The organism is Vibrio sp. S234-5 (assembly GCF_000960595.1).
Taxonomy (GTDB): domain Bacteria; phylum Pseudomonadota; class Gammaproteobacteria; order Enterobacterales; family Vibrionaceae; genus Vibrio.
Map to the genome: position 1 here is coordinate 21,470 of NZ_JZAM01000384.1, position 25,534 is coordinate 47,003.

At 49.6% G+C, this 25,534-nt stretch carries 23 protein-coding genes; 15 read left to right on the top strand and 8 right to left on the bottom strand.

Going from position 1 to position 25,534, the window contains the following annotated elements:
* Positions 1-7 precede the first annotated feature (7 nt).
* Complete coding sequence (locus UF06_RS21720; protein WP_045572330.1) at positions 8-913, bottom strand: DMT family transporter; 906 nt, start codon at positions 911-913, stop codon at positions 8-10.
* A 132-nt stretch (positions 914-1,045) separates the two neighbouring features.
* On the opposite strand from UF06_RS21720, the gene rmuC reads away from it, so the two are divergent.
* The 7 genes from rmuC to tatC all read left to right on the top strand — a co-directional run bounded on the left by rmuC (position 1,046) and on the right by tatC (position 7,160).
* Positions 1,046-2,560, top strand: a complete 1,515-nt coding sequence (gene rmuC / locus UF06_RS21725; protein WP_045572331.1) for a DNA recombination protein RmuC — start codon at positions 1,046-1,048, stop codon at positions 2,558-2,560.
* Positions 2,561-2,632: 72 nt separating this feature from the next.
* Positions 2,633-3,415, top strand: a complete 783-nt coding sequence (ubiE, locus tag UF06_RS21730) for a bifunctional demethylmenaquinone methyltransferase/2-methoxy-6-polyprenyl-1,4-benzoquinol methylase UbiE (protein ID WP_039422589.1) — start codon at positions 2,633-2,635, stop codon at positions 3,413-3,415.
* Positions 3,416-3,423: 8 nt separating this feature from the next.
* Positions 3,424-4,029 (top strand): SCP2 domain-containing protein, encoded by a 606-nt coding sequence (locus UF06_RS21735; protein WP_045572332.1) that lies wholly within the window; start codon positions 3,424-3,426, stop codon positions 4,027-4,029.
* Positions 4,026-5,660 carry a ubiquinone biosynthesis regulatory protein kinase UbiB gene (ubiB, locus tag UF06_RS21740; RefSeq protein WP_045572333.1) on the top strand — a complete coding sequence of 545 codons (1,635 nt, stop codon included), beginning with the start codon at positions 4,026-4,028 and terminating at the stop codon, positions 5,658-5,660. Before UF06_RS21735 ends, ubiB begins: the two co-directional genes overlap by 4 nt.
* A gap of 52 nt (positions 5,661-5,712) precedes the next feature.
* Complete coding sequence (gene tatA / locus UF06_RS21745; RefSeq protein ID WP_045572334.1) at positions 5,713-5,949, top strand: Sec-independent protein translocase subunit TatA; 237 nt, start codon at positions 5,713-5,715, stop codon at positions 5,947-5,949.
* Positions 5,950-5,952: 3 nt separating this feature from the next.
* Positions 5,953-6,348: a Sec-independent protein translocase protein TatB gene (gene tatB / locus UF06_RS21750; protein WP_045572335.1), complete on the top strand. Its 396-nt coding sequence runs from the start codon at positions 5,953-5,955 to the stop codon at positions 6,346-6,348.
* Positions 6,349-6,413: 65 nt separating this feature from the next.
* Complete coding sequence (gene tatC, locus UF06_RS21755; protein ID WP_045572336.1) at positions 6,414-7,160, top strand: twin-arginine translocase subunit TatC; 747 nt, start codon at positions 6,414-6,416, stop codon at positions 7,158-7,160.
* Positions 7,161-7,521: 361 nt separating this feature from the next.
* Here tatC and UF06_RS21760 read toward each other — a convergent pair whose 3' ends face one another.
* On the bottom strand, positions 7,522-8,286 hold the full coding sequence (locus tag UF06_RS21760) for a TatD family hydrolase (protein WP_045572337.1): 765 nt from the start codon (positions 8,284-8,286) through the stop codon (positions 7,522-7,524).
* A 148-nt stretch (positions 8,287-8,434) separates the two neighbouring features.
* Between UF06_RS21760 and hemB the strand changes: the two genes are divergently transcribed.
* From hemB to polA, 3 genes are all read left to right on the top strand, one after another.
* The gene (hemB, locus tag UF06_RS21765; protein ID WP_045572338.1) at positions 8,435-9,481 is read left to right on the top strand and encodes a porphobilinogen synthase; all 1,047 of its coding nucleotides are present in this window, start codon (positions 8,435-8,437) and stop codon (positions 9,479-9,481) included.
* 56 nt (positions 9,482-9,537) lie between these two features.
* Complete coding sequence (locus UF06_RS21770; RefSeq protein ID WP_045572339.1) at positions 9,538-9,978, top strand: GNAT family N-acetyltransferase; 441 nt, start codon at positions 9,538-9,540, stop codon at positions 9,976-9,978.
* A gap of 615 nt (positions 9,979-10,593) precedes the next feature.
* Positions 10,594-13,392 (top strand): DNA polymerase I, encoded by a 2,799-nt coding sequence (gene polA, locus UF06_RS21775; RefSeq protein WP_045572340.1) that lies wholly within the window; start codon positions 10,594-10,596, stop codon positions 13,390-13,392.
* A 486-nt stretch (positions 13,393-13,878) separates the two neighbouring features.
* Here polA and UF06_RS28235 read toward each other — a convergent pair whose 3' ends face one another.
* On the bottom strand, positions 13,879-14,001 hold the full coding sequence (locus tag UF06_RS28235; RefSeq protein ID WP_264299417.1) for a hypothetical protein: 123 nt from the start codon (positions 13,999-14,001) through the stop codon (positions 13,879-13,881).
* A 110-nt stretch (positions 14,002-14,111) separates the two neighbouring features.
* Positions 14,112-14,759 (bottom strand): ribosome biogenesis GTP-binding protein YihA/YsxC, encoded by a 648-nt coding sequence (gene yihA, locus UF06_RS21780; RefSeq protein WP_045572341.1) that lies wholly within the window; start codon positions 14,757-14,759, stop codon positions 14,112-14,114.
* Between the two features lie 159 nt (positions 14,760-14,918).
* Between yihA and UF06_RS21785 the strand changes: the two genes are divergently transcribed.
* The 5 genes from UF06_RS21785 to hemN all read left to right on the top strand — a co-directional run bounded on the left by UF06_RS21785 (position 14,919) and on the right by hemN (position 19,486).
* The gene (locus UF06_RS21785; protein WP_045572342.1) at positions 14,919-15,536 is read left to right on the top strand and encodes a c-type cytochrome; all 618 of its coding nucleotides are present in this window, start codon (positions 14,919-14,921) and stop codon (positions 15,534-15,536) included.
* Between the two features lie 736 nt (positions 15,537-16,272).
* Positions 16,273-16,911 (top strand): class I SAM-dependent methyltransferase, encoded by a 639-nt coding sequence (locus UF06_RS21790; RefSeq protein WP_045572343.1) that lies wholly within the window; start codon positions 16,273-16,275, stop codon positions 16,909-16,911.
* A complete protein-coding gene (gene yihI, locus UF06_RS21795) occupies positions 16,911-17,456 on the top strand; it encodes a Der GTPase-activating protein YihI (RefSeq protein ID WP_045572344.1) in 546 nt (181 codons plus the stop codon). Before UF06_RS21790 ends, yihI begins: the two co-directional genes overlap by 1 nt.
* Before the next feature lie 8 nt (positions 17,457-17,464).
* On the top strand, positions 17,465-17,953 hold the full coding sequence (locus UF06_RS21800) for a DUF2489 domain-containing protein (protein WP_039422618.1): 489 nt from the start codon (positions 17,465-17,467) through the stop codon (positions 17,951-17,953).
* A gap of 141 nt (positions 17,954-18,094) precedes the next feature.
* On the top strand, positions 18,095-19,486 hold the full coding sequence (gene hemN / locus UF06_RS21805) for an oxygen-independent coproporphyrinogen III oxidase (protein WP_045572345.1): 1,392 nt from the start codon (positions 18,095-18,097) through the stop codon (positions 19,484-19,486).
* 115 nt (positions 19,487-19,601) lie between these two features.
* Here the strand turns inward: hemN and UF06_RS21810 are convergent, their stop codons facing one another.
* The 4 genes from UF06_RS21810 to UF06_RS21825 all read right to left on the bottom strand — a co-directional run bounded on the left by UF06_RS21810 (position 19,602) and on the right by UF06_RS21825 (position 25,407).
* The gene (locus UF06_RS21810) at positions 19,602-22,151 is read right to left on the bottom strand and encodes an EAL domain-containing protein (RefSeq protein WP_082069808.1); all 2,550 of its coding nucleotides are present in this window, start codon (positions 22,149-22,151) and stop codon (positions 19,602-19,604) included.
* Positions 22,152-22,225: 74 nt separating this feature from the next.
* Entirely contained in the window at positions 22,226-23,635 is a 1,410-nt protein-coding gene (gene glnG / locus UF06_RS21815; RefSeq protein ID WP_039433670.1) for a nitrogen regulation protein NR(I), read from the bottom strand.
* Positions 23,636-23,653: 18 nt separating this feature from the next.
* Positions 23,654-24,700: a nitrogen regulation protein NR(II) gene (glnL, locus tag UF06_RS21820; protein ID WP_045572346.1), complete on the bottom strand. Its 1,047-nt coding sequence runs from the start codon at positions 24,698-24,700 to the stop codon at positions 23,654-23,656.
* Positions 24,701-24,834: 134 nt separating this feature from the next.
* Entirely contained in the window at positions 24,835-25,407 is a 573-nt protein-coding gene (locus UF06_RS21825) for a DUF4124 domain-containing protein (RefSeq protein ID WP_045572347.1), read from the bottom strand.
* Positions 25,408-25,534 lie beyond the last annotated feature (127 nt).

Sequence of the window (25,534 nt, forward strand, 5' to 3'; positions counted from 1 at the left end):
ATGGGAGTTAGGCATCGCGAGTGGCGAGCTTGTTTTTGCCCCATTTCAGCTGTTGAATCACCAATCCAGCGATAATGAGCACTAGCCCCATCAAGGTGGTCGGGTGGATCTCTTCACCGATGATGGTGGCCAGTAGCATCAGCGAAATGAATGGCGAAGCAAAAATCAGATTGCTGATGCGCGCCGTGTTATTGGTCTGTTTGAGCGCCGAGAGCCAAAGGACAAACGTTATCCCCATTTCAAACAGACCGACATAGGTGACCGCCAGCCAGCCTTGCACACTGATGGCGTGCCATTTGGCGCCTTCATAAACGCACAGCCCCAGTGCAAAAGGGATCGCGACCAGAAAGCCAAGGAGCACGCCGACAATCGGATCGGCGCGGTTTTTGGTATTGAGAATCCAGTAACCTGCCCATAGCAAGGTGGAAACGAGCGCCAGCGCCACCCCAGTTGGGCTGTCAAACGACAAACCGAGCACATCGCCTTTAGTGGCAATCACAATCACCCCGAAATAGCTGAACAGGCACGCCACCCAATCTTGCTTGCGAATTTTCTGCCCAAGAAATACCGCCGCCATCAGCGTCAAGGTGATCGCCCAACTGTAGTTGATCGCTTGTGCCTGCGAGGCGGGTAGCAGGTCATAGGCTTTAAACAAGATCAGGTAATAGGCTAGCGGGTTAATCAGCCCAAGCATCAGGTAATACCAAGGGTTGGAGAGAAAGGTGCTGACCACTTGCCCCAGTTTGCCTTGCAGCGCACAGATAACAAGCAGAGCCATGGTCGAGACCATGCTGGCGATGGTGAGCATCTGGATCGGGGAAAATTCGGCCAGAGTCAGTTTAAACGCAGTGGCCACGGTAGACCAAAGCAGGACAGCAGCAAGGCCAAATCCTAGGGCGCGACGCTCGTTCATGATTCCTCGTTTCAATAGCGTGAGAGACAAAGCAGCCAGTGTAAGCGAGGATTTTCTGGGCAACAAACTGGACATTTATCCAGTACCAAAATACCATTGAAGCACGCATCTTAGCTCGGTCAACTCCTTATTATGCAATGGATTATCGAAAATCAGACCCTATTGCTGGCGGTCGTGGGCGCCGCAACCTGCAGTGCCGCGTTCGCCAGTTGGTGGACCAAACAGAAATTCGCCTATCAGAATCAGTTGCTTTTGCAACAACTTGAAAGTGACAAACAACTAGCCAAGAGCCAGATTGAGCAGCTCACGCGCACCTTAGCCCAAGCGCAAAGCGAGCTGGATGAATACGACGAAGAGCGCGATAAAGCGGCGTTTGAGGTCAAGCAGTCGCACGGCAAGTTGATGGCCGCGCTAGAGAAGCTGCGCTATTTCGAGGCGGTCAAACAAGAACGCCAGCACTACGCCGACGAGCTAAGCCGCCTGCGTGAAGAAAAAGCGAGCTTAGAGACACAACTGCGTGAGCAGCAAGCGCGCCACGAGCAGGTCAATCAAGCCAATCAAGAGAAGTTACAGTTGCTTGAACAGGCGGAAACGCGCCTCAAGCAGCAGTTTGAGCTGCTGGCGAACCAGTTGTTTGAAGAGAAAACCGCCAAAGTGGATCAACAAAATCGCCTCAGTTTAGAGGGGTTGCTCTCGCCATTGAAAGAGCAGTTAGAAGGGTTCAAAAAGCAGGTTAACGACAGTTTTAGCCAAGAAGCGAAAGAGCGCCACACCTTAGTGCATGAGCTGAAAAATTTGCAGCGCCTCAACGAGCAGATGAGCCGGGAAGCGCTCAATTTGACCCAAGCGCTCAAAGGCGACAACAAGCAGCAGGGCAACTGGGGCGAGGTGGTACTGGCTCGGGTGCTCAAAGAGTCGGGCCTGCGTGAAGGGCACGAATATCAAACGCAGGTTAGCCTGCAAAATGAAGCGGGCAAGCGCTATCAGCCGGATGTGATTGTCTCTCTGCCACAAGATAAGCAGGTGGTGATTGACTCGAAAATGGCGCTGGTCGCCTATGAACGCTATTTTCATGCTGACACGGACGAGCAACGCGAGCAGGCGCTGAGCGAACACTTGGCGGCGCTACGCAGTCATATCAAGGGATTGAGTGTCAAAGATTATCACCAGTTGCGCGGCATCCACAGTTTAGATTACGTGCTGATGTTCATTCCGGTGGAGCCTGCGTTTCAGTTGGCCATTCAGGCAGATCCCAGCTTGGTCAAAGAGGCGCTGGAGCACAACATCATTCTCGTCAGCCCGACCACTTTGCTGGTGGCGCTGCGCACCATCGACAATTTATGGCGCAACGAAAGGCAGAATCAGAACGCGAAAATCATCGCCGAGCGCGCGAGCAAGCTCTACGACAAACTGCGCCTGTTTGTCGACGATATGCAAAACCTCGGCGGCGCATTAGATAAAGCCAATCAGAGCTATCAAGGGGCGATGAATAAGCTGGTTACGGGGCGGGGCAACGTCATTCGCCAAGCCGAAAGTTTCAAAGAGTTAGGGGTTGAAGTGAAACGGCCCATTTCGGCCGAATTGGCGCAATTAGCGCAAAATGACCCTTTAGTAGAAAGACATCCCGCTGAGGATAAAGTAAACTAATCGACCGCAGTCGAGGGCCGTATAACGAAAACCGGGTCCGATGTCGAACCGTGCTGCTCAAGAGGAAGAATAATGACGGATATCAGCGTGCAATCAGATACAGCCTTAGAATCACAGGAAACCACTCACTTCGGTTTTACCACTGTCGCCAAAGACGAGAAAGTCGCCAAAGTGGCGCAAGTGTTCCATTCGGTCGCCGCGAAATACGACATCATGAACGACTTGATGTCGGGTGGTATTCACCGTCTTTGGAAGCGCTTTACCATTGATTGCAGTGGTGCTCGCCCTGGGCAGCGCGTGTTGGATCTTGGTGGTGGCACGGGCGATCTGACGGCGAAATTCTCGCGCATCGTCGGTGAAAAAGGCCACGTTATCCTCGCTGATATCAACAATTCAATGCTCAACGTTGGCCGCGATAAGCTGCGTGATAGCGGCATCGTCGGCAATGTGCATTACGTGCAAGCCAACGCAGAAGAGCTGCCTTTTCCGGATGACTATTTTGATGTCATCACCATCAGTTTCTGTCTGCGTAACGTGACCGACAAAGAGAAAGCGCTGCGTTCGATGTTTCGCGTGCTCAAGCCCGGCGGCCGTTTGTTGGTACTGGAATTTTCCAAACCGGTTTTTGAACCGCTTTCCAAAGTATACGATGCGTACTCGTTCCATCTGTTGCCTAAAATGGGCCAGTTGGTGGCCAACGATGCAGAAAGTTACCGCTATCTGGCTGAATCGATTCGCATGCACCCAGATCAAGAGACACTGAAAGGCATGATGAACGAAGCGGGCTTTGACAATACCTCGTATTACAATCTCACTGGCGGCATTGTCGCTTTGCACCGTGGTTTTAAATTCTGAGGTCGCCCATGCCTTTTGCTCCGCTGATCACCGCTGCGATTGAAACCACACTCAATGTGTTGTTCAACGACAATCCGGATCTACAGCGTCGCCTGTTACGTCTCAAAGGGCAGGTGATCCAAATCCATCTCAAAGAGCTCGACCAGACGCTGACCTTTGTGTTCAGTCAGCAAATCGATGTGCTGGCCGATTATGAAGGCCAGCCAGATTGCTATTTGTCGCTCAATCTCTCGGTTTTGCCGCAATTGCGTGAGCAGGCCAACATCACGCGTCTGATTAAGCAAGACCAACTGGTGCTGGACGGCGATATCCAATTGGCGCAGAAGTTTGCCCAGTTGATGACCGATGCCAAGCCGGATGTGGAAGAGTGGCTGTCGCGCGTCACTGGCGATGTGGTTGCTCACAGCGCCGTGCAAGGGGCGCGCAATGTTGGCGAGTTTTTGCGTGCTCAGGCGAAGAAACATCAAAACCATTTGGGGCAAGTGTTAACCGAAGAGTGGCGTGTGGCGCCGGGGCCGTTAGAAGTGGCGCACTTTTGTGACCAAGTGGATGACCTGCAAAGTGCCACTGCCCAATTGGAAGCGCGTTTGACGCGATTGCTGGAGAAAGCATGACGCCAACCGAACTGAAACGCCTGTATCAGATTATTCAAGTGCAGCTGGAATACGGTTTAGATGAACTCTTACCGGCGCACCAGCTAACCAAAGCGCCCCTTTTACTGCGCAAAAGCTTATTCTGGATTAAAAATCGTCACGCCGATAAGCCGCCCGGAGAACGCCTGCGTTTGGCGTTGCAATCGCTTGGGCCCGTGTGGATCAAGTTTGGTCAGATGCTCTCAACGAGGCGGGATCTTTTCCCGCCGCACATTGCAGATCCTTTAGCGCTGCTGCAAGACCAAGTCGCTCCTTTCGATGGCCATTTGGCGAAGGCACAAATAGAGAAAGCCTTGGGCGGGCCGCTTGAAACTTGGTTTGATGAGTTTGATGTCACACCGCTGGCGTCGGCATCGATTGCGCAAGTACATACTGCGCGCCTGAAATCCAATGGTCGTGAAGTGGTTTTGAAAGTCATTCGCCCAGACATTCGCCCCATCATTGATGCCGATCTCAAACTGATGCTCCGCATGGCACGTATTGTCGCCAAAGCGCTGCCGCAGACACGTCGTCTTAAGCCGATTGAAGTGGTGCGTGAGTACGAAAAAACACTGCTGGATGAGTTGGATCTGCGCCGAGAAGCGGCCAATGCTATCCAACTCAGACGCAATTTCGAAAACAGTGAAGAGTTGTACGTGCCGGAAGTTTTTCCGGACTTCAGTAATGAAACTGTCATGGTTTCTGAGCGAATATATGGCATCCAAGTTTCTGATATTGAAGGCTTGGTTGCCAACGGCACCAACATGAAGCTACTGGCCGAGCGTGGTGTCAGCGTGTTCTTCACCCAAGTGTTTCGTGACAGCTTTTTCCATGCGGATATGCATCCTGGGAATGTGTTTGTCAGCCCTAAACACCCAGAAAATCCTCAGTGGATCGGGTTGGATTGCGGCATCGTCGGAACACTCAATAGTGAAGATAAACGCTATCTGGCGGAAAACTTTCTGGCCTTTTTTAATCGTGATTATCGTCGGGTGGCTGAGCTGCATGTCGATTCCGGCTGGGTGCCAGCCGATACCAATATCGACGAGTTTGAGTTCGCGATCCGTATCGTCTGTGAGCCTATTTTTGCCAAGCCCTTGTGTGAGATCTCCTTTGGTCACGTGCTGCTGAATTTGTTCAACACAGCACGCCGATTCAATATGGAAGTGCAACCGCAACTGGTGCTATTGCAAAAAACCTTGCTCTACGTTGAGGGGCTAGGGCGACAGCTCTATCCGCAATTGGATTTGTGGGAAACCGCCAAGCCCTACTTAGAGCGCTGGATGATGAATCAGGTTGGCCCGCAGGCTGTGCTCAATGCGATTAAAGATCGCGCGCCGTTCTGGGCAGAAAAATTACCGGAATTGCCGGAGCTGCTTTACGACAGCTTAAGACAAGGTAAAGCGATGAACCAGAGAATGGATCAGCTTTATCAGGGCTATCGACAAAGCAAGCGCTCGCAGGCGACAGGAAAGTTTTTATTTGGCGTTGGCGCCACCTTAGTCGTATGCTCAGCGATATTGGTGGACCATGCGTTTGAGCAGCTATCATGGATAACGGCGCTTATGGGCGTCACATTTTGGCTGTTTAGCTGGCGAGCTTATCGTCAATAGGCGTTAAACTCTTAATCAAATTGTTTGTTTTACAAAACCCGAGGTAAAGAAAATGGGTGGTATCAGTATCTGGCAACTGCTAATCATTGCTGTCATCGTTATATTGCTGTTCGGAACCAAGAAGTTGCGTGGCATTGGCGGCGATCTGGGCGGAGCGATCAAAGGCTTCAAGAAAGCCATGAATGACGATGAGTCAGACAAAAAAGACGCAGACTTCGAACCAAAGAGTCTCGAGCAGCAAACCAAGCAAGCTGCAAACGAAACCAAAAAAGATAAAGAGCAGGCATAATTCGTGTTTGATATCGGTTTTTGGGAACTGGTATTGATATCTGTGGTGGGCCTGGTAGTTCTGGGGCCAGAACGTTTGCCGCATGCAATTCGCAGCGTGTCGCGCTTTATTGGTGCGGCGCGCAGCATGGCCAACAGCGTTAAAGATGAGTTGGTACACGAACTGAAAGTGCAGGAGTTGCAGGAAAACTTACGCAAAGCGGAGCAAATGGGGATGGAAAATCTCTCGCCAGAGCTCAAAGCGTCGGTGGAACAATTGCAGCAAGCGGCGCAGTCGGTCAACCGACCTTACGCTGCCTCTGAAGCGGCTTCTGCGCCTAAGGAGTCAGTGACAGAAAAAGCACCTGATTCGGCGCCCGAAGCCAACCCCACGAAAACGGCAGATAGCAAAGCCGAATAGTCTCTTTTCTCAGGAGCGGTCCTATGGCCGCTCCTTTTGCTCTGTTTTGACTGTAGAGGTTTGATATGTCTTCCGTAGAGCAGACACAGCCCCTGATTAGCCACTTACTTGAACTGCGTAATCGACTACTTAAAGCGATCGTCTCGGTGCTGGTGGTGTTTGTCGGGTTAATCTATTTTTCCGCTGAGATCTATGAGTTCGTTTCAGCGCCTTTGGTCGAACGTTTACCGGCAGGGGCAACCATGATCGCCACCGATGTGGCGTCGCCCTTTTTCACGCCATTGAAGTTGACCTTGATCGCTTCTGTGTTTGTGGCGGTGCCGTTCATCTTGTACCAAGTGTGGGCTTTTGTCGCGCCCGGTTTGTACAAGCATGAACGTCGTTTGGTGATGCCGCTGTTGGTGTCCAGCTCGCTGCTGTTTTATTGCGGTGTAGCGTTCGCCTATTTTGTGGTCTTTCCGCTGGTGTTTGGTTTTTTCACCGCCATCTCATTGGGCGGTGTCGAGTTCGCTACCGATATCGCTAGCTACTTAGATTTTGTTTTGGCGCTATTTTTGGCCTTCGGCATCGCCTTTGAAGTGCCAGTGGCGATCATTCTGCTCTGCTGGACTGGGGCCACCAATCCGAAGAGTTTGAGTGAAAAACGCCCTTATATTGTGGTTGGTGCATTTGTCGTCGGTATGTTGCTCACGCCGCCAGATATTATTTCGCAAACCTTACTCGCCATCCCAATGTGTTTACTATTCGAAGTGGGCTTGTTCTTTGCGCGTTTTTATACGCGTAAAGCGGATCTGACGGAGAGTGATGAGTGATCTCAAGGCATGAGTCAAAATAAGAAAAGCGGCTGAAGAAGCCGCTTTTTTTATTTCACTTTGACCACATGGCCACATTTGGTGCAGATGTAAAGCTCTTTTACACCCATGATTTTATGCCAAAAAGTACGATGCTGACGCTGTAAGTGAACACTATGATTGCACATGCTGATAACTCACGTGTTATGTATTTTGTGCGCTGGATCATATATGCAATAGGAGTGTTATACCATGCCTGTATGTGATCTTTATCCATAAAATAATAAAAAGTCTTTATAATTTAATGAATTATTTGTTTAAAAACATGCTTTCTCTCATTTTCTAGTGGCTCACTGATGAGTGACCTGTATCACACTCTGTGTTAGGGTAGTTGAAACAGTTGCTGCGCATTATGGGTGGTGAGCGTATCCACTTCTTCCAGCGACCATCCGCGCAGTTCGGCCACACGTTGGGCAACCAGTGACGTGTAAGCGGGTTCGTTGCGTTTGCCCCGATGTGGCACGGGGGCGAGATAAGGGCAATCCGTTTCCAAAATCACGTAGTTCATATCCAACTGTGGGATCACGCGATCCATGCCGCCGTTTTTAAAGGTGGAGACTCCGCCAAGGCCAAGATGAAAACCGAGATCGTTGATCGCTTTGGCCTCTTCCACGCTACCACCAAAACAGTGAAACACGCCGCGCAGTGAACCATCTTGCTCTTGTCGCAGCAATTTTAGTGTCTCCTCAATCGAATCGCGCGTGTGAATCACCACAGGTAAATCCATCTCTTTGGCCCAATTAAGTTGGGTGATGAATGCCCACTCCTGCTCTTGGCGATAGGTTTTATCCCAATAAAGATCAATGCCAATTTCACCCACCGCAATGAAAGGGTGTTTGGCAAACCAGTGATGAATGATGCTGAGTGTCTCTTTGACATTGGCATCGACGTAGCATGGATGCAATCCCATCATCGAGCGGCAGACATCGGGATAGGCGGCTTCGGTAGCGAGCATTGGCTCAATCGATTTGAGATCGATATTGGGTAACAAGATCTTGCTGATGCCTTGCTGCTGTGCACGTGCTACGACCTGTGCACGGTCTTGATCAAATTCGCTGGCGTAGATATGGGCATGAGTATCGATCATTACGGAGTCTCGTTATAAAAGCAGTGGGGCGATTATACGTCAGTGTGAGCGTTTGGTCATTTTTGCCATTTTTCCGCTTTGTTGCTGGCGTCATGCACCTAGAGTGATATGATTTCGCCAATTCTATACACCAGACAAGGAGAATAGAGTGTCTGTATCTATCCAGGGGCCATTCCCGGCGCGTCGTATGCGTCGTATGCGTAAGCACGATTTCAGTCGTCGACTCATGGCGGAAAACCAGTTAACGGTCAGCGATCTGATCTATCCGATGTTCATTCTGATGGGTAAAGATCGCCGTGAAAGCGTCGAATCCATGCCGGGCGTGGAACGTTTGTCTATCGATCTGATGCTGGAAGAAGCGCAATATCTGGCGCAGTTAGGTGTTCCGGCCATCGCTCTGTTTCCGGTGGTCAATCAGGATGCGAAAAGCTTGTGTGCGGCTGAAGCCTACAACCCAGAAGGTTTGGTACAGCGTGCCGTTCGTGCCTTGAAAGAGCACGTTCCACAAATGGGTGTGATCACCGACGTTGCGTTGGATCCGTTCACCACTCATGGTCAGGATGGCATCATTGATGAAGACGGCTACGTGATGAATGACGAAACCACCGAAGTCTTAGTCAAACAGGCACTCTCACACGCCGAGGCAGGGGCCGATGTGGTGGCACCGTCGGACATGATGGATGGCCGCATTGGCAAAATCCGTGAAGCGTTAGAAGAGGCTGGCTATATTCATACGCAAATCATGGCTTATTCGGCCAAGTACGCGTCATGTTACTACGGACCATTCCGAGATGCAGTCGGCTCAGCAGCCAACCTAAAAGGCGGCAATAAGAAAAATTACCAAATGGATCCGGCCAACAGTGATGAAGCGCTGCACGAAGTGGCGTTAGACATCAACGAAGGGGCGGATATGGTGATGGTAAAACCGGGGATGCCGTACTTGGATGTGGTTCGCCGCGTGAAAACGGAGCTTCAGGTGCCGACATTTGCTTACCAAGTTTCGGGTGAATACGCGATGCACAAAGCCGCTATTCTCAATGGTTGGTTAAAAGAGCGTGAAACTGTGCTTGAATCGCTGCTGTGCTTTAAGCGTGCAGGGGCGGACGGCATTTTAACCTACTTTGCGAAAGACGTTGCCGAGTGGCTGGCGGAAGAAAATGCTCAAACGGCCGCACATTTGCGCCAAACAAAGTAAGAGCAAAGAGCTTAACAGGCTGGCTTCGGCCAGCTTTTTTTATGCTAGGAGAAACGATGTCGATAACAGTGCGTCAAGGATCGCTGGAGGAAGTGGTCGCGGTGGTGGCGACAATCAACGAGTTTGTGCGCAAAGAAACCGTGCACACTTTGAATGAGCGCTTGCAGGGCAAGAAATCGTTGGTGTTGGTGGCATTGCAAGGTGAGCAGTTGCTGGGATTTAAAATCGGCTATCAGTTAACCAGTGATGAGTTCTACAGCTGGTTTGGCGGTGTTTCAGCACAAGCGAGAGGCTATGGCGTAGCGCAACGCCTGTTAGAGGAACAAGAGGCTTTGGCGCTTGAGCAGGGATATCAACGTATAAGAGTCAAATCACGCAATCAGTTTCCCTCCATGCTGAGGTTATTGTTGAGAAATAACTATCTGATTGATAATTTTGAAAAAATGGAAAATATTGCTGAGTCTCGAATCCACTTTGTCAAACAGTTATCAAAATAAATGAGATTTTTTCTCATTTAGATGTTGACTATCAAATGAGAATCATTATTATTAAATGCGTCTGAGGGAATACGAAATAGTTCACAAGGATGTTGAGTTGCCCGATTAACCAAGGTGTTAATAAGTAATGAGACTGAACTGCCCAGAACTTGTACGCATTCTTTTTGACACGACATTGCTCACATTGCTTCCAGTGTAATTTATAGCTTTCTGGTCAGGCCGTGGTACTCACCGATTGGGCTGCACCGTATTTCGCTAGGCGACATCTTTTGATGTCGCTTTTTTTATGCGCATTTTCTTGACAAATCTGCTGTGTTTTTCAACAAAAAATATTTTTTCCACATGCTAGGATCCTGAAAGGATCTAATTTCACGTCTTGGCATTTTTACTTTGTTATTTAAAAACAAAGGTTTAATTGTTATTTTGATTGGCTTTTTAACCAGTGCATATCCAGTGGATAATTAATATAAACAGAGTTATCCACAGCTTGAGGTGCTCAGTTGGCATAAGATTTTGTGCACCGCAAAGGACGATTGCATCTGCAACATGGATTCAGTGGTGTAGACGTGGCATCCTTAGCACATCAAATTTAATGTCTGCTGGATATCTACAATTATGGCGAGTATTCCTGAAAATCCCTTGATTCTGATCGATGGTTCTTCCTATCTCTATCGTGCATTTCATGCTTACCCAGGCACCATGAGCAATGGTGAGATACCGACCAACGCGGTTTATGGAGTGGTGAACATGCTGCGTAGCATGATGCGCCAGTTTGCTTCTGAGCGCATCGCGGTGGTGTTTGACGCAAAAGGCAAGACTTTCCGTGATGAGATGTATCCGGAGTACAAAGCGCACCGTCCGCCTATGCCGGATGATTTGCGCTGTCAGATAGAGCCGCTGCACGATGTGATTCGCGCCATGGGCTTGCCACTGATCTGCGTACCCGGCGTTGAAGCGGATGACGTGATTGGCACGCTCGCTTATCAAGCTTCCCAGCAAGGCATGCCAGTGTTGATCAGCACTGGTGATAAAGACATGGCGCAGTTGGTCGATGACAACGTCATTCTGATCAACACCATGACCAATGTGGTGATGGATCGAGAAGGCGTGATTGAAAAATTCGGTATTCCGCCTGAACAGATCATCGATTACCTCGCCCTGATGGGGGACAAAGTGGATAACATCCCAGGCGTTCCCGGTGTGGGAGATAAAACGGCGGTCGCCTTGTTGCAGGGCATTGGCGGGATTTCTTCACTTTATGAGCGCCTTGATGACATCGCTGCATTGGGCTTTCGTGGCTCGAAAACCATGGCGAAAAAACTGCTCGATAACAAAGAGAATGCACTGTTGTCGTATCAGTTGGCGACCATCAAACTCGATGTTGAGCTGGAGCAAACGCCTGAGTCTCTGCACAAAATGGCGCCGAATAAAGATGAGTTAATAAAGCTCTACGGTCAGTTAACCTTTAAATCTTGGTTGACCGAGCTACTTGATGGCGGCACGGGTGTGGTTGAAGCGGTAGAAAAAGCGGCATCCACACGCGATACCAGCGCTGCGGCTTCACCAGCTAAAGAGCTGAACACGTCGGCGGCAAACATTGATCGTAGCCAGTATGAAACGATTCTTGACCAAGACTCTTTCCATGCATGGCTAGATAAGCTCAAAGCGGCAGAGCTGTTTGCTTTCGACACCGAGACCGACAGCCTCGACTACATGGTGGCGAATCTGGTGGGCCTCTCGTTTGCCATCGAAGAGGGCATCGCGGCCTATGTGCCCGTGGCGCACGATTACTTGGATGCGCCGCAGCAGCTGGATCGCGATTGGGTACTAGCACAACTTAAGCCGATCCTTGAAGATGATGCGCAAGCGAAGGTAGGCCAGAATCTAAAATACGATGCCTCGGTATTGGCTCGCTACGGCATTGCGATGCGGGGTATCAAACACGACACCATGTTGGCCTCTTACGTTTACAACAGCGTTGGTGGCAAACACGATATGGACAGCTTGGCGCTGCGATTCTTGCAGCACAGCTGCATCTCGTTTGAGCAGATCGCAGGCAAAGGTAAAAATCAGTTAACCTTCAACCAGATCGATCTCAATCAAGCTGCGGTGTACGCTGCAGAAGATGCCGATGTCACCTTGCGTCTACACAATCGCTTTGAGGAGTCGCTCAACGCGGATGAGAAACTCAAGTCCGTGTATGAAGAGATTGAAGTGCCTTTGGTGCCTGTGCTGTCTCGCATTGAACGCACTGGCGTTTTGATTGACGCCATGAAACTGTCCGCGCAATCACAGGAAATTGCGCTGCGCTTGGATGAGTTAGAGCAAAAAGCGTACGAGATCGCCGAGCAAGAGTTCAATATGAACTCGCCCAAACAGCTGCAAACCATTCTGTTTGAGCAGATGGGATTACCAGTGGTGAAGAAAACCCCTTCGGGAACGCCTTCGACCAATGAAGAGGTGCTGCAAGAACTGGCGCTGGACTACCCATTGCCGAAAGTGATTCTTGAATACCGTGGTCTGGCTAAGCTCAAATCCACCTATACCGATAAGTTGCCGAAGATGATTAACCCGACCACCGGTCGCGTGCATACTTCTTATCATCAGGCGGTAACAGCGACGGGGCGCTTATCGTCTACCGATCCTAACTTACAGAACATTCCGATCCGTAATGAAGAAGGGCGTCGTATTCGTCAGGCTTTCGTTGCGCCGCATGGTTACAAAATTCTTGCGGTGGACTACTCGCAAATTGAGCTGCGTATTATGGCGCATCTCTCCGGTGATCAGGCTTTGTTGGATGCCTTCCAGCAGGGCAAAGACATTCACGCCGCGACCGCTGCGGAAATTCTCGGCGTTAGCATCGATCAAGTCACCTCCGAGCAGCGCCGCCGCGCTAAAGCGGTGAACTTTGGTTTGATCTACGGCATGAGTGCGTTTGGTCTGGCGAAGCAGTTGGGCATTCCGCGTGGCGAAGCGCAGGGCTATATGGATAAGTACTTCGAGCGCTACCCCGGCGTTATGCAGTATATGGAAGATACTCGCAGCACGGCGTCTGAACTCGGTTATGTCGAAACCATTTTTGGCCGGCGATTGCATTTGCCGGAAATTACCTCACGTAACGTGATGCGTCGTAAAGCGGCGGAGCGTGCGGCGATCAACGCACCGATGCAAGGCACGGCGGCAGACATCATCAAGAAAGCGATGCTTTTGGTTGATCAGTGGATCGAGCAAGAGGGCGATGGTCGGGTTAAACTGTTGATGCAAGTACACGATGAACTGGTTCTGGAAGTGGAAGAGTCATCTTTGGCCGAAATTGAAAGTAAAGTACAGGAATTGATGGAATCTGCAGCGCAGCTGAAAGTCCCTCTTGTCGCAGATGCAGGCCATGGTGATAACTGGGATCAGGCGCACTAATCACTTTTTGTGCGAAAACGGATAAATTGTATGAGCTAGAGCACAAGTTCTGGCTTTTTTTTGTATCTAAATAAGTTCAAAGAGAAATTGTTGAGTTGTAGCTTAATAAAGGTTTCATGAAAATAAACTACAAAAAAAGTTTGCAATTATGACCAATTGTTGTACATTAATCCTCGTAGGGTACAGAGGTAAGATGTTCTATCTTTCAGACCTTTTGTTTCACGTTATTGGATTAGGCTGATTCAGCCGCCCCAGTCAGGTTTTGACTGGGGCGTTTTTTATTGCCCAAAATAAAATTTATTAATTTTCAATAAATTAGTTACTTTTCTCTTGTTCCGCTCTGTTTATACCGCCTTTGGCCGTGTTCTACCGTATTTGTCGTTGAAAATCCGTTCTGTAAATTTTTACCAATCACACTATTATTAATTCTCTTAAAAAACTAACTGCATATTTAATGTGAGTGTTTTGGTTTTAAATTTTTATATATCAGTAGCTTAGGCTTTGTTGTTGCAGTTGGTTTTTAGTCAGCAGCCCAATATTCTCAGCGCGCGAACTCTTGAAATCCGTGACCAGTTCAGTAATGCTCTGGCCCATAATAATAATTACCATTTTTCTCTCCCGTTTCCCTGCCAGGATGGCGGGGATTTTTGTTTCTGGCGGCAGAAAAAACAAAAGCCCTGCATAGGCAGAGCTTTGATCGATAATCTTGTATCGCGAGGCTAGTCGTTTTCTTGGTCTGCTTCTTCGTCCAATAGATGGGCGAGTGCTGGTGCAAACCATTCGTCGAGTTTGGCTCGTAACTGATCCACGCCAATCCCTTTCAATGATGAAAACAGATCGACTTGCACGTCACCACCAAAGGTTGCCGCTAACTGGCGAACTTTGAGTAGTTCTGCTTTGCGTGCACCGCTCTTGAGTTTGTCCGCTTTCGTGAGAAGAACTTGGACTGGGATACGACTCTCAATTGCCCAAGCAATCATCTGTTGATCGAGATCCTTCATTGGATGGCGGATGTCCATCAACACCACCAATCCTTGTAGACATTGGCGTTTTTGCAGATATTCACCCAGCGATTTTTGCCACTTCTGCTTCATTTCCAGCGGAACTTGGGCAAAACCATAGCCAGGAAGGTCGACAATATGGCAGCCATCCGTCACTTTGAACAAGTTGATAAGCTGCGTGCGGCCTGGCGTCTTTGAGGTTTTCGCTAGGCTTTTTTGGTTGGTTAATCGGTTTAGTGCACTGGATTTCCCAGCATTTGAGCGTCCTGCAAACGCAATTTCGATGCCCTCATCGGCTGGCAGGTGGCGGATATCAGGCGCACTGGTGATGAAATGCGTATTTTGGTAATGAATTTTTACGCTCACTGTTAACTCCATCTCGACTTTGTGTAGTCGATTGATTACTTTTTTGTGAAATTGTGTAAAATAACCGTGCTCGGCATAAGGTCGCCTATTGTACCATGAGTGTACTCGGTCTGTTCACCTTCCGTGGTACTGGAAGCTTGATAATTATAATGGAATGTCATGAAGAAATTAGCGCTAATTTTGAGTCTTTTAGCCAGCTGCTCAGTATGGGCCCAAGGTAATATTGAGGCTGGCAAAGCAAAATCCCAAACGTGTGTTGCGTGTCACGGTGCTGACGGCAACAGTCTACTCACCATGTATCCAAAGCTTGCTGGTCAGCATGCCAAATATATTGAGAAGCAGTTGAAAGATCTCAAATTAGGTATGGAAAGTGCGGGTAAGCAAGGACGTTATGATCCGGTTATGAGCGCAATGGCGATGCCATTGACAGAACAGGACATGGCGGATTTGGCAGCTTACTACTCTTCCCTGCCAATTTCTCCAAACACGACACCGGAAAGCGTGGTCGATGCGGGTAAAGTATTGTACACCGCAGGTGACGCAGAGCGTGGTTTAACCGCATGTGTTGCGTGTCATGGTCCGCGCGGCAATGGTACCGAGCTTTCAGGTTTCCCGAAAATTTCCGGTCAGCATGCTGACTACATCAAAGCTCAGCTACAAAAATTCCGCGAATCATCCCGTGGCAACGATATGAATGCGATGATGCGTGATATCGCGAAGAAACTGACCGACGATGACATTAACACCCTGTCTCAATACGTTGGTGGTCTTCACTAATTTCACCCCTAACCGCTCGAGCACATGTTGTAGGAAAACGCCCTGGCCTGTTACTAGGGCGTTTTCTTTTTCGCACATTATCACACTTTTTTGCCGCCATGTTCTTTTGCAAACGGACATTTTGCTGATCATTTTGTAAGAGATTTGCCATTCGTTTTTGCCTCTTTGTCTACCAAGTTTTTCTAACTTTATGAAAAGCAGAAAGTATTTAACTTAGTTTAAAAACGAGCCAATAAATCGTGCTAAGCGACTTGTTTCAATTTGATGAGCAAGTAAATTAGCACTATCAGCAGGACGCTGGTAAAGGAAATCAGGCCAAGGTGGTCTCCACGGATGCGGGCAAGGGAGTTGTTCGAAAGCCGGAGAAGGGAGCTCAGATCGACAGGATGTTGGTCAGATACGGATGGTCACCTCGTCTAAAGGTTAAGACAGTGCAAAGGATCCAGGCTTAACGGATAAGCCTTGATACAGGAAGTCGAAGGAAAGCCAAAACTCATCAGGATGATGACGAACAACACCTTTTGGCAGGGAAGCACAAAAAACAAACGGAATATTGGTGCACTAACTGAGTGCAACACAGTTTTTGCCACTTGTGGCGGTTCAGAAAGCGACAGCATGCCTGTCGCTTTTTTTATTTCGGCCGTTTTTTTCTGAAATTGGCGATATTTTGCCCGCGGCCCCTCCAATCCTGTCGGACTTTCTGGTATGTTGCGCATCCCTGTTTGAGGAAGTCAGTATGCCTACCTGCCCTTTATGTCAGCATGAGCACATTCAGCCTTATTTTGTCGACAAACACCGCGAGTATTTGCAGTGTAAGCAATGCCATTTGGTGTTTGTCCATCCGAACCAGCGTCTGGATGCAAAAAGCGAAAAAGCTCACTATGATCTGCATGAGAATAATCCGCAGGATGCAGGTTATCGGCGCTTTTTAGCGCGCATCGCTGACCCTCTTCAGGAACGGATTAAACCGCAATCAACCGGGTTGGATTTTGGTTGCGGACCCGGGCCAACGCTCTCATTGATGATGGCTGAGCGTGGTCACACCATGGCGTTGTACGATATTTATTACCACCCACAGACCAGTGTGTTGGCTGAGCAGTACGACTTCATGACAGCCACAGAGGTGATTGAGCATCTCTATCAACCTGCTCAGGTGTGGCAACAATGGTTGAATTTGGTTAAGCCTGGAGGCTGGATAGGCCTGATGACAAAAATGGTCATCAATGTTGAGGCGTTTGCCCATTGGCATTACAAAAATGATCCCACACATGTGATCTTTTTTAGCCAAGCAACGTTTCAGTTTCTGGCAGAGCGGGATAAGCTCGAACTTGAATTTATTGGCAAAGATGTAATTTTACTGAGGAAGACCCAGTAATGAGTCGTAAGAAAAAATCGAGAAAACCAGGTGCCGCAGGCGCGCCTGAATTTGTAGTTACCCGTAACCGTTCTGAGTCGGATGTCGCAGGACGTTTGCGCAAAAAAGAGAAAAAGCACAAAGGTTTGAAAGCCGGTGCTCGTAACGCAGAAGATCAAGCCAAGCAGAAACAGTCGGCCAATCAAGTGCGAGATCCGCGTCTTGGCAGCAAGAAGAAAATCCCACTGATTGTCGAACCTGCGAAGAAGTTGACTAAGCAAGAGCGTCGTCTGTCGGCAGAACAAGAGCTCGAAATGCTGGAAAACGATGCCCAGTTGAATGTGTTGCTTGATCGTATTGAGGCCGGTGAAAACCTAGGTCGCGGCTTGCAGCAGTACGTTGACGCGAAACTGGACCGCATTGAGCAGTTGATGAAGCAACTTGGTTTGCTCGAACCCGAAGACGACGAAGAGTTTCAAGATGAAGCACCAACGCGCAAAGCTCGTTCAGACGATGAGCTGCTGGCGGATTTTGAAGACTTCAACATGGACGACTACAAAGGGTAAGCAGTGCGATGAATGTCACCTTACTAGCCATAATTGGTGGTGCCATCATTCTGGGTTTGGCGTGTTATGCAGGCTACCTTCTGCTCCAGTTAAAGAAGCAAAAGGAGTTGCAACAGCAGCATCAGAAGTTGGCGATCGAGAAACGCAATGCCAATATTTTCGACAACGTCAATATCTTGTGTATGGCGGGGATTCAAGGACAGTGCGATCTGTCTGAAATCAGCATTCGTGTCTATTGCATCATGGATTATGTGCAAGGAGAGCAACGTGTGGATTTCGATGCCGAATACCCAGCGATTGCTGAGCTGTACCACATTGTCAAAGACATGCCACGCGGTGAAGCGCGTCAGGCGCTTGAGAAAAAAGAGCGCATGAAGCAAAACCTTGAGCGTCATAAGGCCGAAGGCCGTCTTAGTGAGGCGATTGTCGAAGAGCTGAAAGCACTGCGCAAAAGAGTGCAGCCGCTCAACAACCAGATCAACATTCAGATGATCTAATCGATGGCCCTGCTGTGCGGGGCTATCGTGATCGCGCTAGCACTTCTAACGATTGGCGCTTAAAAAGCCACAATATCGCGCTATCTCCCTATTTTGGATGTGGCAAAATAGCGGCTCACAGGATTTTACGGAAGTAACACCATGTCGAATCAGACTCTTGAATCGAACCAACAGATCGTTTGGGACCAAGCGGTATTGGACAAGTACAACTATTCTGGTCCTCGCTATACCTCTTATCCGACGGCGTTGGAGTTTCACGAAGCGTTTACCATTTCTGACTATGACATGGCATGCTCGCAGTACCCTGAGCGTCCACTTTCTCTTTATGTGCATATTCCTTTCTGTCATAAGCTTTGCTACTACTGCGGCTGCAATAAAGTGATTACTCGCCATTCGCATAAAGCGGATGAGTACCTTGATGTGCTGGAGCATGAAATTCGCCAGCGCGCGTCACTGCTGCATGGTCGACAGGTAACGCAACTGCATTTTGGTGGTGGTACGCCGACCTTTCTAACGGCCAAACAGTTGTCGCGGCTGATGACCTTGCTGCGGGAAGAGTTTGATTTTGAAGCCAATGCGGAGATCAGTATTGAGGTCGATCCGCGTGAGATTGAACTCGATATTCTCGACCATTTGCGGCAGGAAGGGTTTAACCGCCTGAGCATTGGTGTGCAAGATTTCGACAAGGAAGTGCAGAAGCTGGTCAATCGTGAGCAAGATGAAGCCTTTATTTTTGCCATGGTCGAACGGGCCAAGCAGCTCGGTTTCCGCTCGACCAACCTTGATCTCATCTATGGCTTACCCAAGCAAAACCGCGAGTCGTTTGCAAAAACATTAGCCCAAGTGCTGCAAATGCAGCCGGGTCGTTTGTCGGTGTTTAATTACGCCCACATGCCGCAGTTATTTGCCGCGCAGCGTAAAATCAAAGATGAGATGCTGCCCAAAGCCGAAGAAAAAATGGCAATTTTGCAGCAAACCATTACCACCTTAACCGAAGCGGGTTATCAGTTTATCGGTATGGACCACTTTGCCAAACCGGATGATGAACTGGCTATTGCCCAGCGAGAAGGCGTGTTGCATCGTAATTTCCAAGGCTATACCACCCAAGGTGAATGTGACTTAGTCGGTTTTGGTGTCTCGGCCATTTCGATGATTGGCGACGCCTACGCGCAGAATCAGAAAGAGCTGAAGAAATACTACGCTCAAGTCAATGAATTGCGCCATGCGTTGTGGAAAGGGGTGGCGCTTGACGCTGACGACTTGCTGCGCCGTGAGGTAATTAAGCAATTGATTTGCAACTTCAAGCTGGATAAAAAAGCGATTGAAACGCAGTTCAAAGTGACGTTTAACCACTACTTCAAAGAAGATCTGCAACTGCTGCAGACCTTTATTGATGATCGATTAGTGGACGTTGATGAGCGTGAAATCCGTGTCACATTGCGTGGTCGTCTGCTGATCCGCAATATCTGCATGTGCTTTGACAAATACCTACGTGCCAAAGCGCGGCAACAGCAATTCTCACGCGTCATTTAGCGAAAGAATGCTATATGCAATAAAAGATGCCAGCAAGACGCTGGCATTTTTGTTTATGTTGCTACTTTAACTTTGCGCGCAACTTATTGGCCAATTAACTGATTTTTCAACCCACTTACTTGTTAGCTAATAAGTTACTTGGCCAATCGGCAAAGGGCACAGGGCGGCTGTATAAGAAACCTTGAGCCAACGGACAACCCAACTCAGAGAGCAATTCGGCTTGCAAGTCGGTTTCTATCCCTTCCGCCACCACACTGACGTTAAAGCCTCGGGTGATGTTGACGATGGCAGCGACCACAGAGTTATTGAGTTCCTCGCGGCTGAGTTTATCGACAAAGGCTCGGTCGATTTTCAGGCAATCAAACGGTAAGGTGTGCAAATACGCCAGTGATGAGTAGCCGGTACCAAAATCATCAATCGCAATGCCGACACCAAGGCGTCGCAGCTTGTGCATGTTATTTAAGGTGGTTGGGGCGCTGTCGACCAGACGCGACTCGGTGATCTCCAGAGTGAGGTTGGTGGCGGGTAGTCCCGTTTCCAGCAAAATTTGCCCGACTTCCGCGACAAAATCTTCGCGTGATAGTTGGTTGACGGAGATATTAACGTGTAACTGGAAGTCACCTTGCCAGAGGTTGTTTGCGATTGCTTGAGCGGTCTCTTTGCAGGCGCGTTGCAATATTTGGCTGCCTATATCCTTAATCATGCCACTGTCTTCGGCAATCGGGATGAAATCGAGTGGTGATACGATGCCTTGCTTACTCAGCCAGCGGGCCAATGCTTCTGCACCGACGACTTTGCCGCTCTCCAGTTCAATAATCGGTTGGTAGTAAGGGATGAATTCTTGGCTGTTGATGCCATCTTGAATGCGCGCCAGCATTTGGGTGCGAAACTTGGACGCGTCTGCCATCTCGGGACGGTAGTGGCTGACCGAGGTATGATCTTGTTTCGCGTTACTCAGTGCAATGCTGCCGTTACGTAACCAACGGATCATGTCGCTCTCGCTGTCGGTACATACCACCCCAATCGACACCTTCATCACCACGCTTTCCTCACCCATATAAAATGGCGCGATAAACAGCTGTTGCAGCCGGTTAACGGTCACGGTTATCTCTTCGGCGCTGGTCACTCGTGGCGCGTAGATGGCGAACTCATCGCCTCCAGTGCGGGCGAGAATGTAATTATCATCAAACAAGTCTTTGAGTCTTTCAGAGATGCTGATCAGCAGTTGATCGCCTTTGTGATGTCCGACGCTGTCATTGATGTCGCGAAAGCGATTGACGCCAAGCAAAAACAGGCTGCCACTTTGAGAGGGATGCACGCGACGACTCGCATCAACCAACCCTTCTCGACTGTAGAGTTTGGTGAGCGAGTCATAAACCAACTGGTTGCGCAGCGCTTTAAAGGAGACTCGAAGGTTATTGGCCATCTCATTGAACGCTGTGACCAGCAGGCTGGTTTCGTAGATCAAACCGGGTTTGGGCATGGCACTTTCCCAGTGCCCATTGGCCAAGTTTTTCGCGGCAGTGGCCGTGGTGGTGATGGGATGGGTAATGCGGCTAAAAATCACCATACAGAACAAAACGCCGATGGTCCCCACCGATAAGCCAACGATCCAGCTCTCTTGCTGCGCTTTGGGCAATACGCCCAGGAGCTGTGATTCAGAAATTGAAATGCCGATATACCACGTTAAGCCATATTCGTCGGTGTAGGGCGAGATCAGGCTGAAGTAGCGGCCATCGTGGGCCAGAAACTCAAAGCGTTGCGCCGCTCTCTTCTCCAACATTTGTTGGCTTTTCACCGCATCGGCATGGCGTTTAATGATGGGGTCGGCACTTTCGCTTGCTAGCAAACGGTCGCCTTTTTTCGACAAATCGGTACCCCAAGAGACCACGCTGCTTGGCGAAGAGTGTGCGATCAAGCGCTGCTTTTCGTCCATGACATAGACCGAAGCCTTGGTTTTTTCTTTCAATGCGGAGAGAAAATTATTGAAGGTGTTGATGCGAATATCGGTGACCACGACGCCGACAAATTGCTGCTGGTCGTACACCGGAGCGAGAGCGGAGAGAGTGATTTCTTGTCTTTCGTCGGCGTTGGCGTAAATGGAAGACCACATCGGGCGTCGCTCTTGGGCAACTGGCGTGTACCAAGGACGCACTCGCGGGTCGTAGTTGTCAATCACAGAGCGGATGTTCTCGCTGATGGTGTCGCCCTGATAAATCACCAGTTTGCTGTTGGTGCGATCATCTTGCACCATCAGGGTATGGCTACCATCGCTCTCTTTACGTAGTCCGACATAATCGGCCGCTTCCGAGCCAAATCCAATCACGTCTAGCTGGGCAATCGGGGCATAAATGGTTTGAAAGGCGTCCAGAAAGTAGTGCTGCAACGCAGTGGTGTCATCGGGTTTATACAAATGGTTGAAGCCAATGGTATGCGCCATACTGAGCCCGGCGTCAAACGGGGCGCCGAGATAACTGGTTAAACTGTTGCGCACGTTTTCGGTTAAGGCGGAGAGCTGCTTGTCACTCAGATCATGCACCGCCTCTTCGTAACTGCGCTTTTGTACTAAAATCACCACACTGATTGAGAGCAAAAAGATCACCACCAAAGGCACAATGACCGCGGTTTTTAAGGAAATTTTGCTATTGGAAGCCATCTCTGCCATCGTGCTTTACTATCCCTGCTGCCAATGAGGTTCGCTAAACGATGGCGAACCTCAATGAATTTCTCTATTCGTTGTCAATAAAGCTCTTTTAATTTACGTGTCAAGGTATTACGTCCCCAGCCGAGTACTTTGGCTGCGTCTTGTTTGTGACCGTTGGTGTGCTCAAGTGCTGCTTCTAACAGTATACGTTCGAATTGTGGAAGTGCGTATGTCAGCAGCTCTTTTTCCCCAGAGCTGAGTTCTTTTCGCGCCCAACTGGCGAGAATCTCCTGCCAAGTCCCTGCCGCGTTTTCTTCCTCGCTGCTCTTTTTCTCTTGCAGCAGTTCACTCGGCAGATCGCCCGGTAAAATTTCGCTGCCACTGGCCATTACGGTCAACCAGCGACAGATGTTTTCCAACTGACGCACGTTCCCGGGCCAATTGAGACGCGAGAGAATATCTAAGGTACTGCGATGCAGTGTTTTGGCTTCCACCGCTAGCTCATCGGCGGCGCGCAGTAAAAAGTGCTGAGTCAGTTTTTCTATATCCTGTTTGCGTTCGCGCAACGCCGGGATCTGCACTCGAATAACGTTGAGGCGGTGAAACAGGTCTTCTCGGAAATCGCCATTTTGCACCAAACGTTCGAGATTTTGGTGGGTGGCGGCGACAATCCGCACGTCAACTTTGATCGGCGAGTGGCCGCCGACACGATAAAACTGCCCATCGGCGAGCACGCGCAGTAGGCGAGTTTGAATATCGAGCGGCATATCGCCTATCTCATCCAAAAACAGGGTGCCGCCGTTGGCTTGTTCGAACCGTCCTTGGCGCACCGAGTTTGCCCCAGTAAAAGCGCCTTTTTCGTGGCCAAACAGCTCCGACTCAATCAGATCTTTTGGAATCGCGGCCATGTTGAGGGCGATAAACGGCTTGCTGGCTCTTGGGCTGTGTCGATGCAGCGCATGAGCGACCAGCTCTTTACCCGTGCCTGATTCACCGTTGATCAGCACAGAGATAGAGGAGCGTGAAAGCCGGCCGATGGCGCGAAACACTTCCTGCATCGCGGGCGCTTCACCAATGATTTCTGGCGTATGGGTGCTGAGTGGATTGCCCGAGGCCATCTGCTCGCGCTTTTGTTCTTGGCCGTGAGCGATGGCGCGTTCCACTAACGTCAGCGTTTCGTCGATATCAAACGGTTTGGGCAGATATTCAAACGCGCCTTTTTGATAGGCGTTGACCGCGGCGTCGAGATCGGAGTGCGCCGTCATGATGATCACAGGCAAATCGGGGCACTTGCTGTGCACTTGTTGCAGCAATTCAATGCCATCAATGCCAGGCATGCGAATATCGGACACCAACACATCAGGGACTTCTCGCTCTAACGCCATCAACACGCTTTCACCATTGGCGTAGGTTTCGCACTTGATATTGGCGGAAGAGAGGGTCTTTTCCATCACCCAGCGGATGGAGCTATCGTCGTCGACAACCCAAACATATCCTTTACTCATGGTCTATTCCTTGCAGCATTAAATTGGCAGATAAATGGTGAAATTGGTGTGCCCAGGCCAGCTTTCGACATCGATTTTGCCGTTATGTTGATCTATCAGATTTTGCGAGATAGAAAGCCCAAGTCCGGTGCCTCCTTCTCGTCCACTGACCATGGGGTAAAACAAGGTATCTTGCAGCTCGACCGGAATACCGGGGCCGTTATCGATGATTTCAATTCGCGCGGCCACTTTACAGCGGTGGCCATGGATATTGGCTTGATGCACCGTTCTGGTGCGTATGGTGATCAGGCCGTCGTCTTGGTTGGCCAGAACTTGTGCCGCGTTGCTGACAATATTTAGCATCGCCTGCTCAATTTGGTCTGCATCCATGTAAATGTCTGGCAGGCTTGGATCATAATCGCGTTCAATCAGCAGTTTTTGCTGTGATTCCAGCTCGACCAATTGGCGTACTTTTTCCAAAACCTGATGCAGATTGGCTTCTTGCTTTTTGCCCGGCTTTTGCGGGCCAAGTAGACGGTCGACCAGCGTGCGCAGCCGATCCGCTTGTTCAATGATGATCTGGGTATATTCGGTCAGGCTCGGATCGGGCAGCATCTTCTCCAGCAACTGCGCCGCGCCGCGCAACCCGCCTAAGGGGTTTTTGATCTCGTGCGCTAGGCCTCTGACCAAAAGTTTGGCCGCTTGTTGCTGCGCGTGTTGGTTCATCTCTTGGGTAATACGCCGCTGCTGGTCAACCTTGCGCATCTCTACCAGCAGCATCGGTTCACGCTCAATGGAGATAGGGCTTACCGTCACTTCCAGCAGCAGCGGCTTACCATCAACAACGAAAGTGACGTCGTTGTCCGTGATGCTTTGGCCGCTTTGTAGCGGTTGTGAGAGCAAGGCTAAATCGAGGGAGGCGTGTTGGATCAATTGTGACAGCGGTTGGTGGATGATGCGTTTGGCGCTTTGCGCGAAGAGTTGCTCGGCCGCCGGGTTGGCGTGTTTAACCTGCAACCCATCATCGAGGATCAGGGTTGCGGTCACCATATTGCTGAGAATTGTGTCTGAAAGCGCTGAATTCACAATCACATCCTTGTCGTTGTCATAGTTTGGTGCAATGCACTAAATTGGTGCAATGGCAGCCAGTATGGCGGATTAAGGGGAGAAGTGAAAGCGTCTTCTAAGGCGTTCAGATGCTTATCTTGCGACTCAAGCCACTATTTAATACTGGTGCGATGCAAATGCACTGATATAGGGCTGGATGATGCAATTATCTTGCCGTTTCTGTAAGCCTGCACGGCCAGTGTGTGGGTGCCACGGTCAATGTTTTTTAGCTGCCAAGTCAAGCTGGTTTGCGGTGCACCATAACGGTGTCCGTTGAGTAGCAGTTGCAGTTGTTCACCAACGTCCAATTTGCGATTGCTTTCCATGCGAATAAAGATAAGGCCGCGATTGCTGCGAATGGTGGCGTCATTCGCTGGAGACGCCATACTCAGCTGTAATTCGGCGGGGGCTTCATCCGACGAGCTTGGCTGCGCGGGTTCAACCGCCGTTTCTTTTGCTGAAGAAGCCTGCGTGGTGTTGGGTTGCGCAGCGTCCATCTTTTGCGTTGATTCAACGTGTGGTGCAGGCGCACTGGCGTCCAAATCCGGTAGCGTAATGCTTTTCGCACCAGTGCCGGGGGTATCACTAAAATGAAGCACGCCATCGGCGTCGACCCAAGTGTATACGGTCTGTGCGTGCGCAAGAGAGCTGAGCAATACAAGTAGCAGAGAAAGTCTTTTTATCATCTTTCACCTCCAAAGAGATGCGGTTTCACATAATGACAACCCGCGCCCGATATGATCGGATGCGCTTGGCTGTTGGCTATTTTTTTATGCAAACCACATGTTATTACTCGATTTCTGGCGGGAGAAT

Bases quoted from the DNA above. Each gene is read 5' to 3' on its own strand.
- ubiE (WP_039422589.1), top strand. From the start codon at position 2,633: ATGACGGATATCAGCGTGCAATCAGATACAGCCTTAGAATCACAGGAA.
- tatA (WP_045572334.1), top strand. From the start codon at position 5,713: ATGGGTGGTATCAGTATCTGGCAACTGCTAATCATTGCTGTCATCGTT.
- UF06_RS21790 (WP_045572343.1), top strand. From the start codon at position 16,273: ATGCCTACCTGCCCTTTATGTCAGCATGAGCACATTCAGCCTTATTTT.
- UF06_RS21825 (WP_045572347.1), bottom strand. From the start codon at position 25,407: ATGATAAAAAGACTTTCTCTGCTACTTGTATTGCTCAGCTCTCTTGCG.
- polA (WP_045572340.1), top strand. From the start codon at position 10,594: ATGGCGAGTATTCCTGAAAATCCCTTGATTCTGATCGATGGTTCTTCC.
- rmuC (WP_045572331.1), top strand. From the start codon at position 1,046: ATGCAATGGATTATCGAAAATCAGACCCTATTGCTGGCGGTCGTGGGC.
- UF06_RS21800 (WP_039422618.1), top strand. From the start codon at position 17,465: ATGAATGTCACCTTACTAGCCATAATTGGTGGTGCCATCATTCTGGGT.
- glnG (WP_039433670.1), bottom strand. From the start codon at position 23,635: ATGAGTAAAGGATATGTTTGGGTTGTCGACGACGATAGCTCCATCCGC.
- UF06_RS21735 (WP_045572332.1), top strand. From the start codon at position 3,424: ATGCCTTTTGCTCCGCTGATCACCGCTGCGATTGAAACCACACTCAAT.
- yihI (WP_045572344.1), top strand. From the start codon at position 16,911: ATGAGTCGTAAGAAAAAATCGAGAAAACCAGGTGCCGCAGGCGCGCCT.
- UF06_RS21810 (WP_082069808.1), bottom strand. From the start codon at position 22,151: ATGGCAGAGATGGCTTCCAATAGCAAAATTTCCTTAAAAACCGCGGTC.
- UF06_RS21760 (WP_045572337.1), bottom strand. From the start codon at position 8,286: ATGATCGATACTCATGCCCATATCTACGCCAGCGAATTTGATCAAGAC.
- UF06_RS21770 (WP_045572339.1), top strand. From the start codon at position 9,538: ATGTCGATAACAGTGCGTCAAGGATCGCTGGAGGAAGTGGTCGCGGTG.
- tatC (WP_045572336.1), top strand. From the start codon at position 6,414: ATGTCTTCCGTAGAGCAGACACAGCCCCTGATTAGCCACTTACTTGAA.
- hemN (WP_045572345.1), top strand. From the start codon at position 18,095: ATGTCGAATCAGACTCTTGAATCGAACCAACAGATCGTTTGGGACCAA.
- ubiB (WP_045572333.1), top strand. From the start codon at position 4,026: ATGACGCCAACCGAACTGAAACGCCTGTATCAGATTATTCAAGTGCAG.
- UF06_RS21785 (WP_045572342.1), top strand. From the start codon at position 14,919: ATGAAGAAATTAGCGCTAATTTTGAGTCTTTTAGCCAGCTGCTCAGTA.
- UF06_RS28235 (WP_264299417.1), bottom strand. From the start codon at position 14,001: ATGGTAATTATTATTATGGGCCAGAGCATTACTGAACTGGTCACGGAT.
- UF06_RS21720 (WP_045572330.1), bottom strand. From the start codon at position 913: ATGAACGAGCGTCGCGCCCTAGGATTTGGCCTTGCTGCTGTCCTGCTT.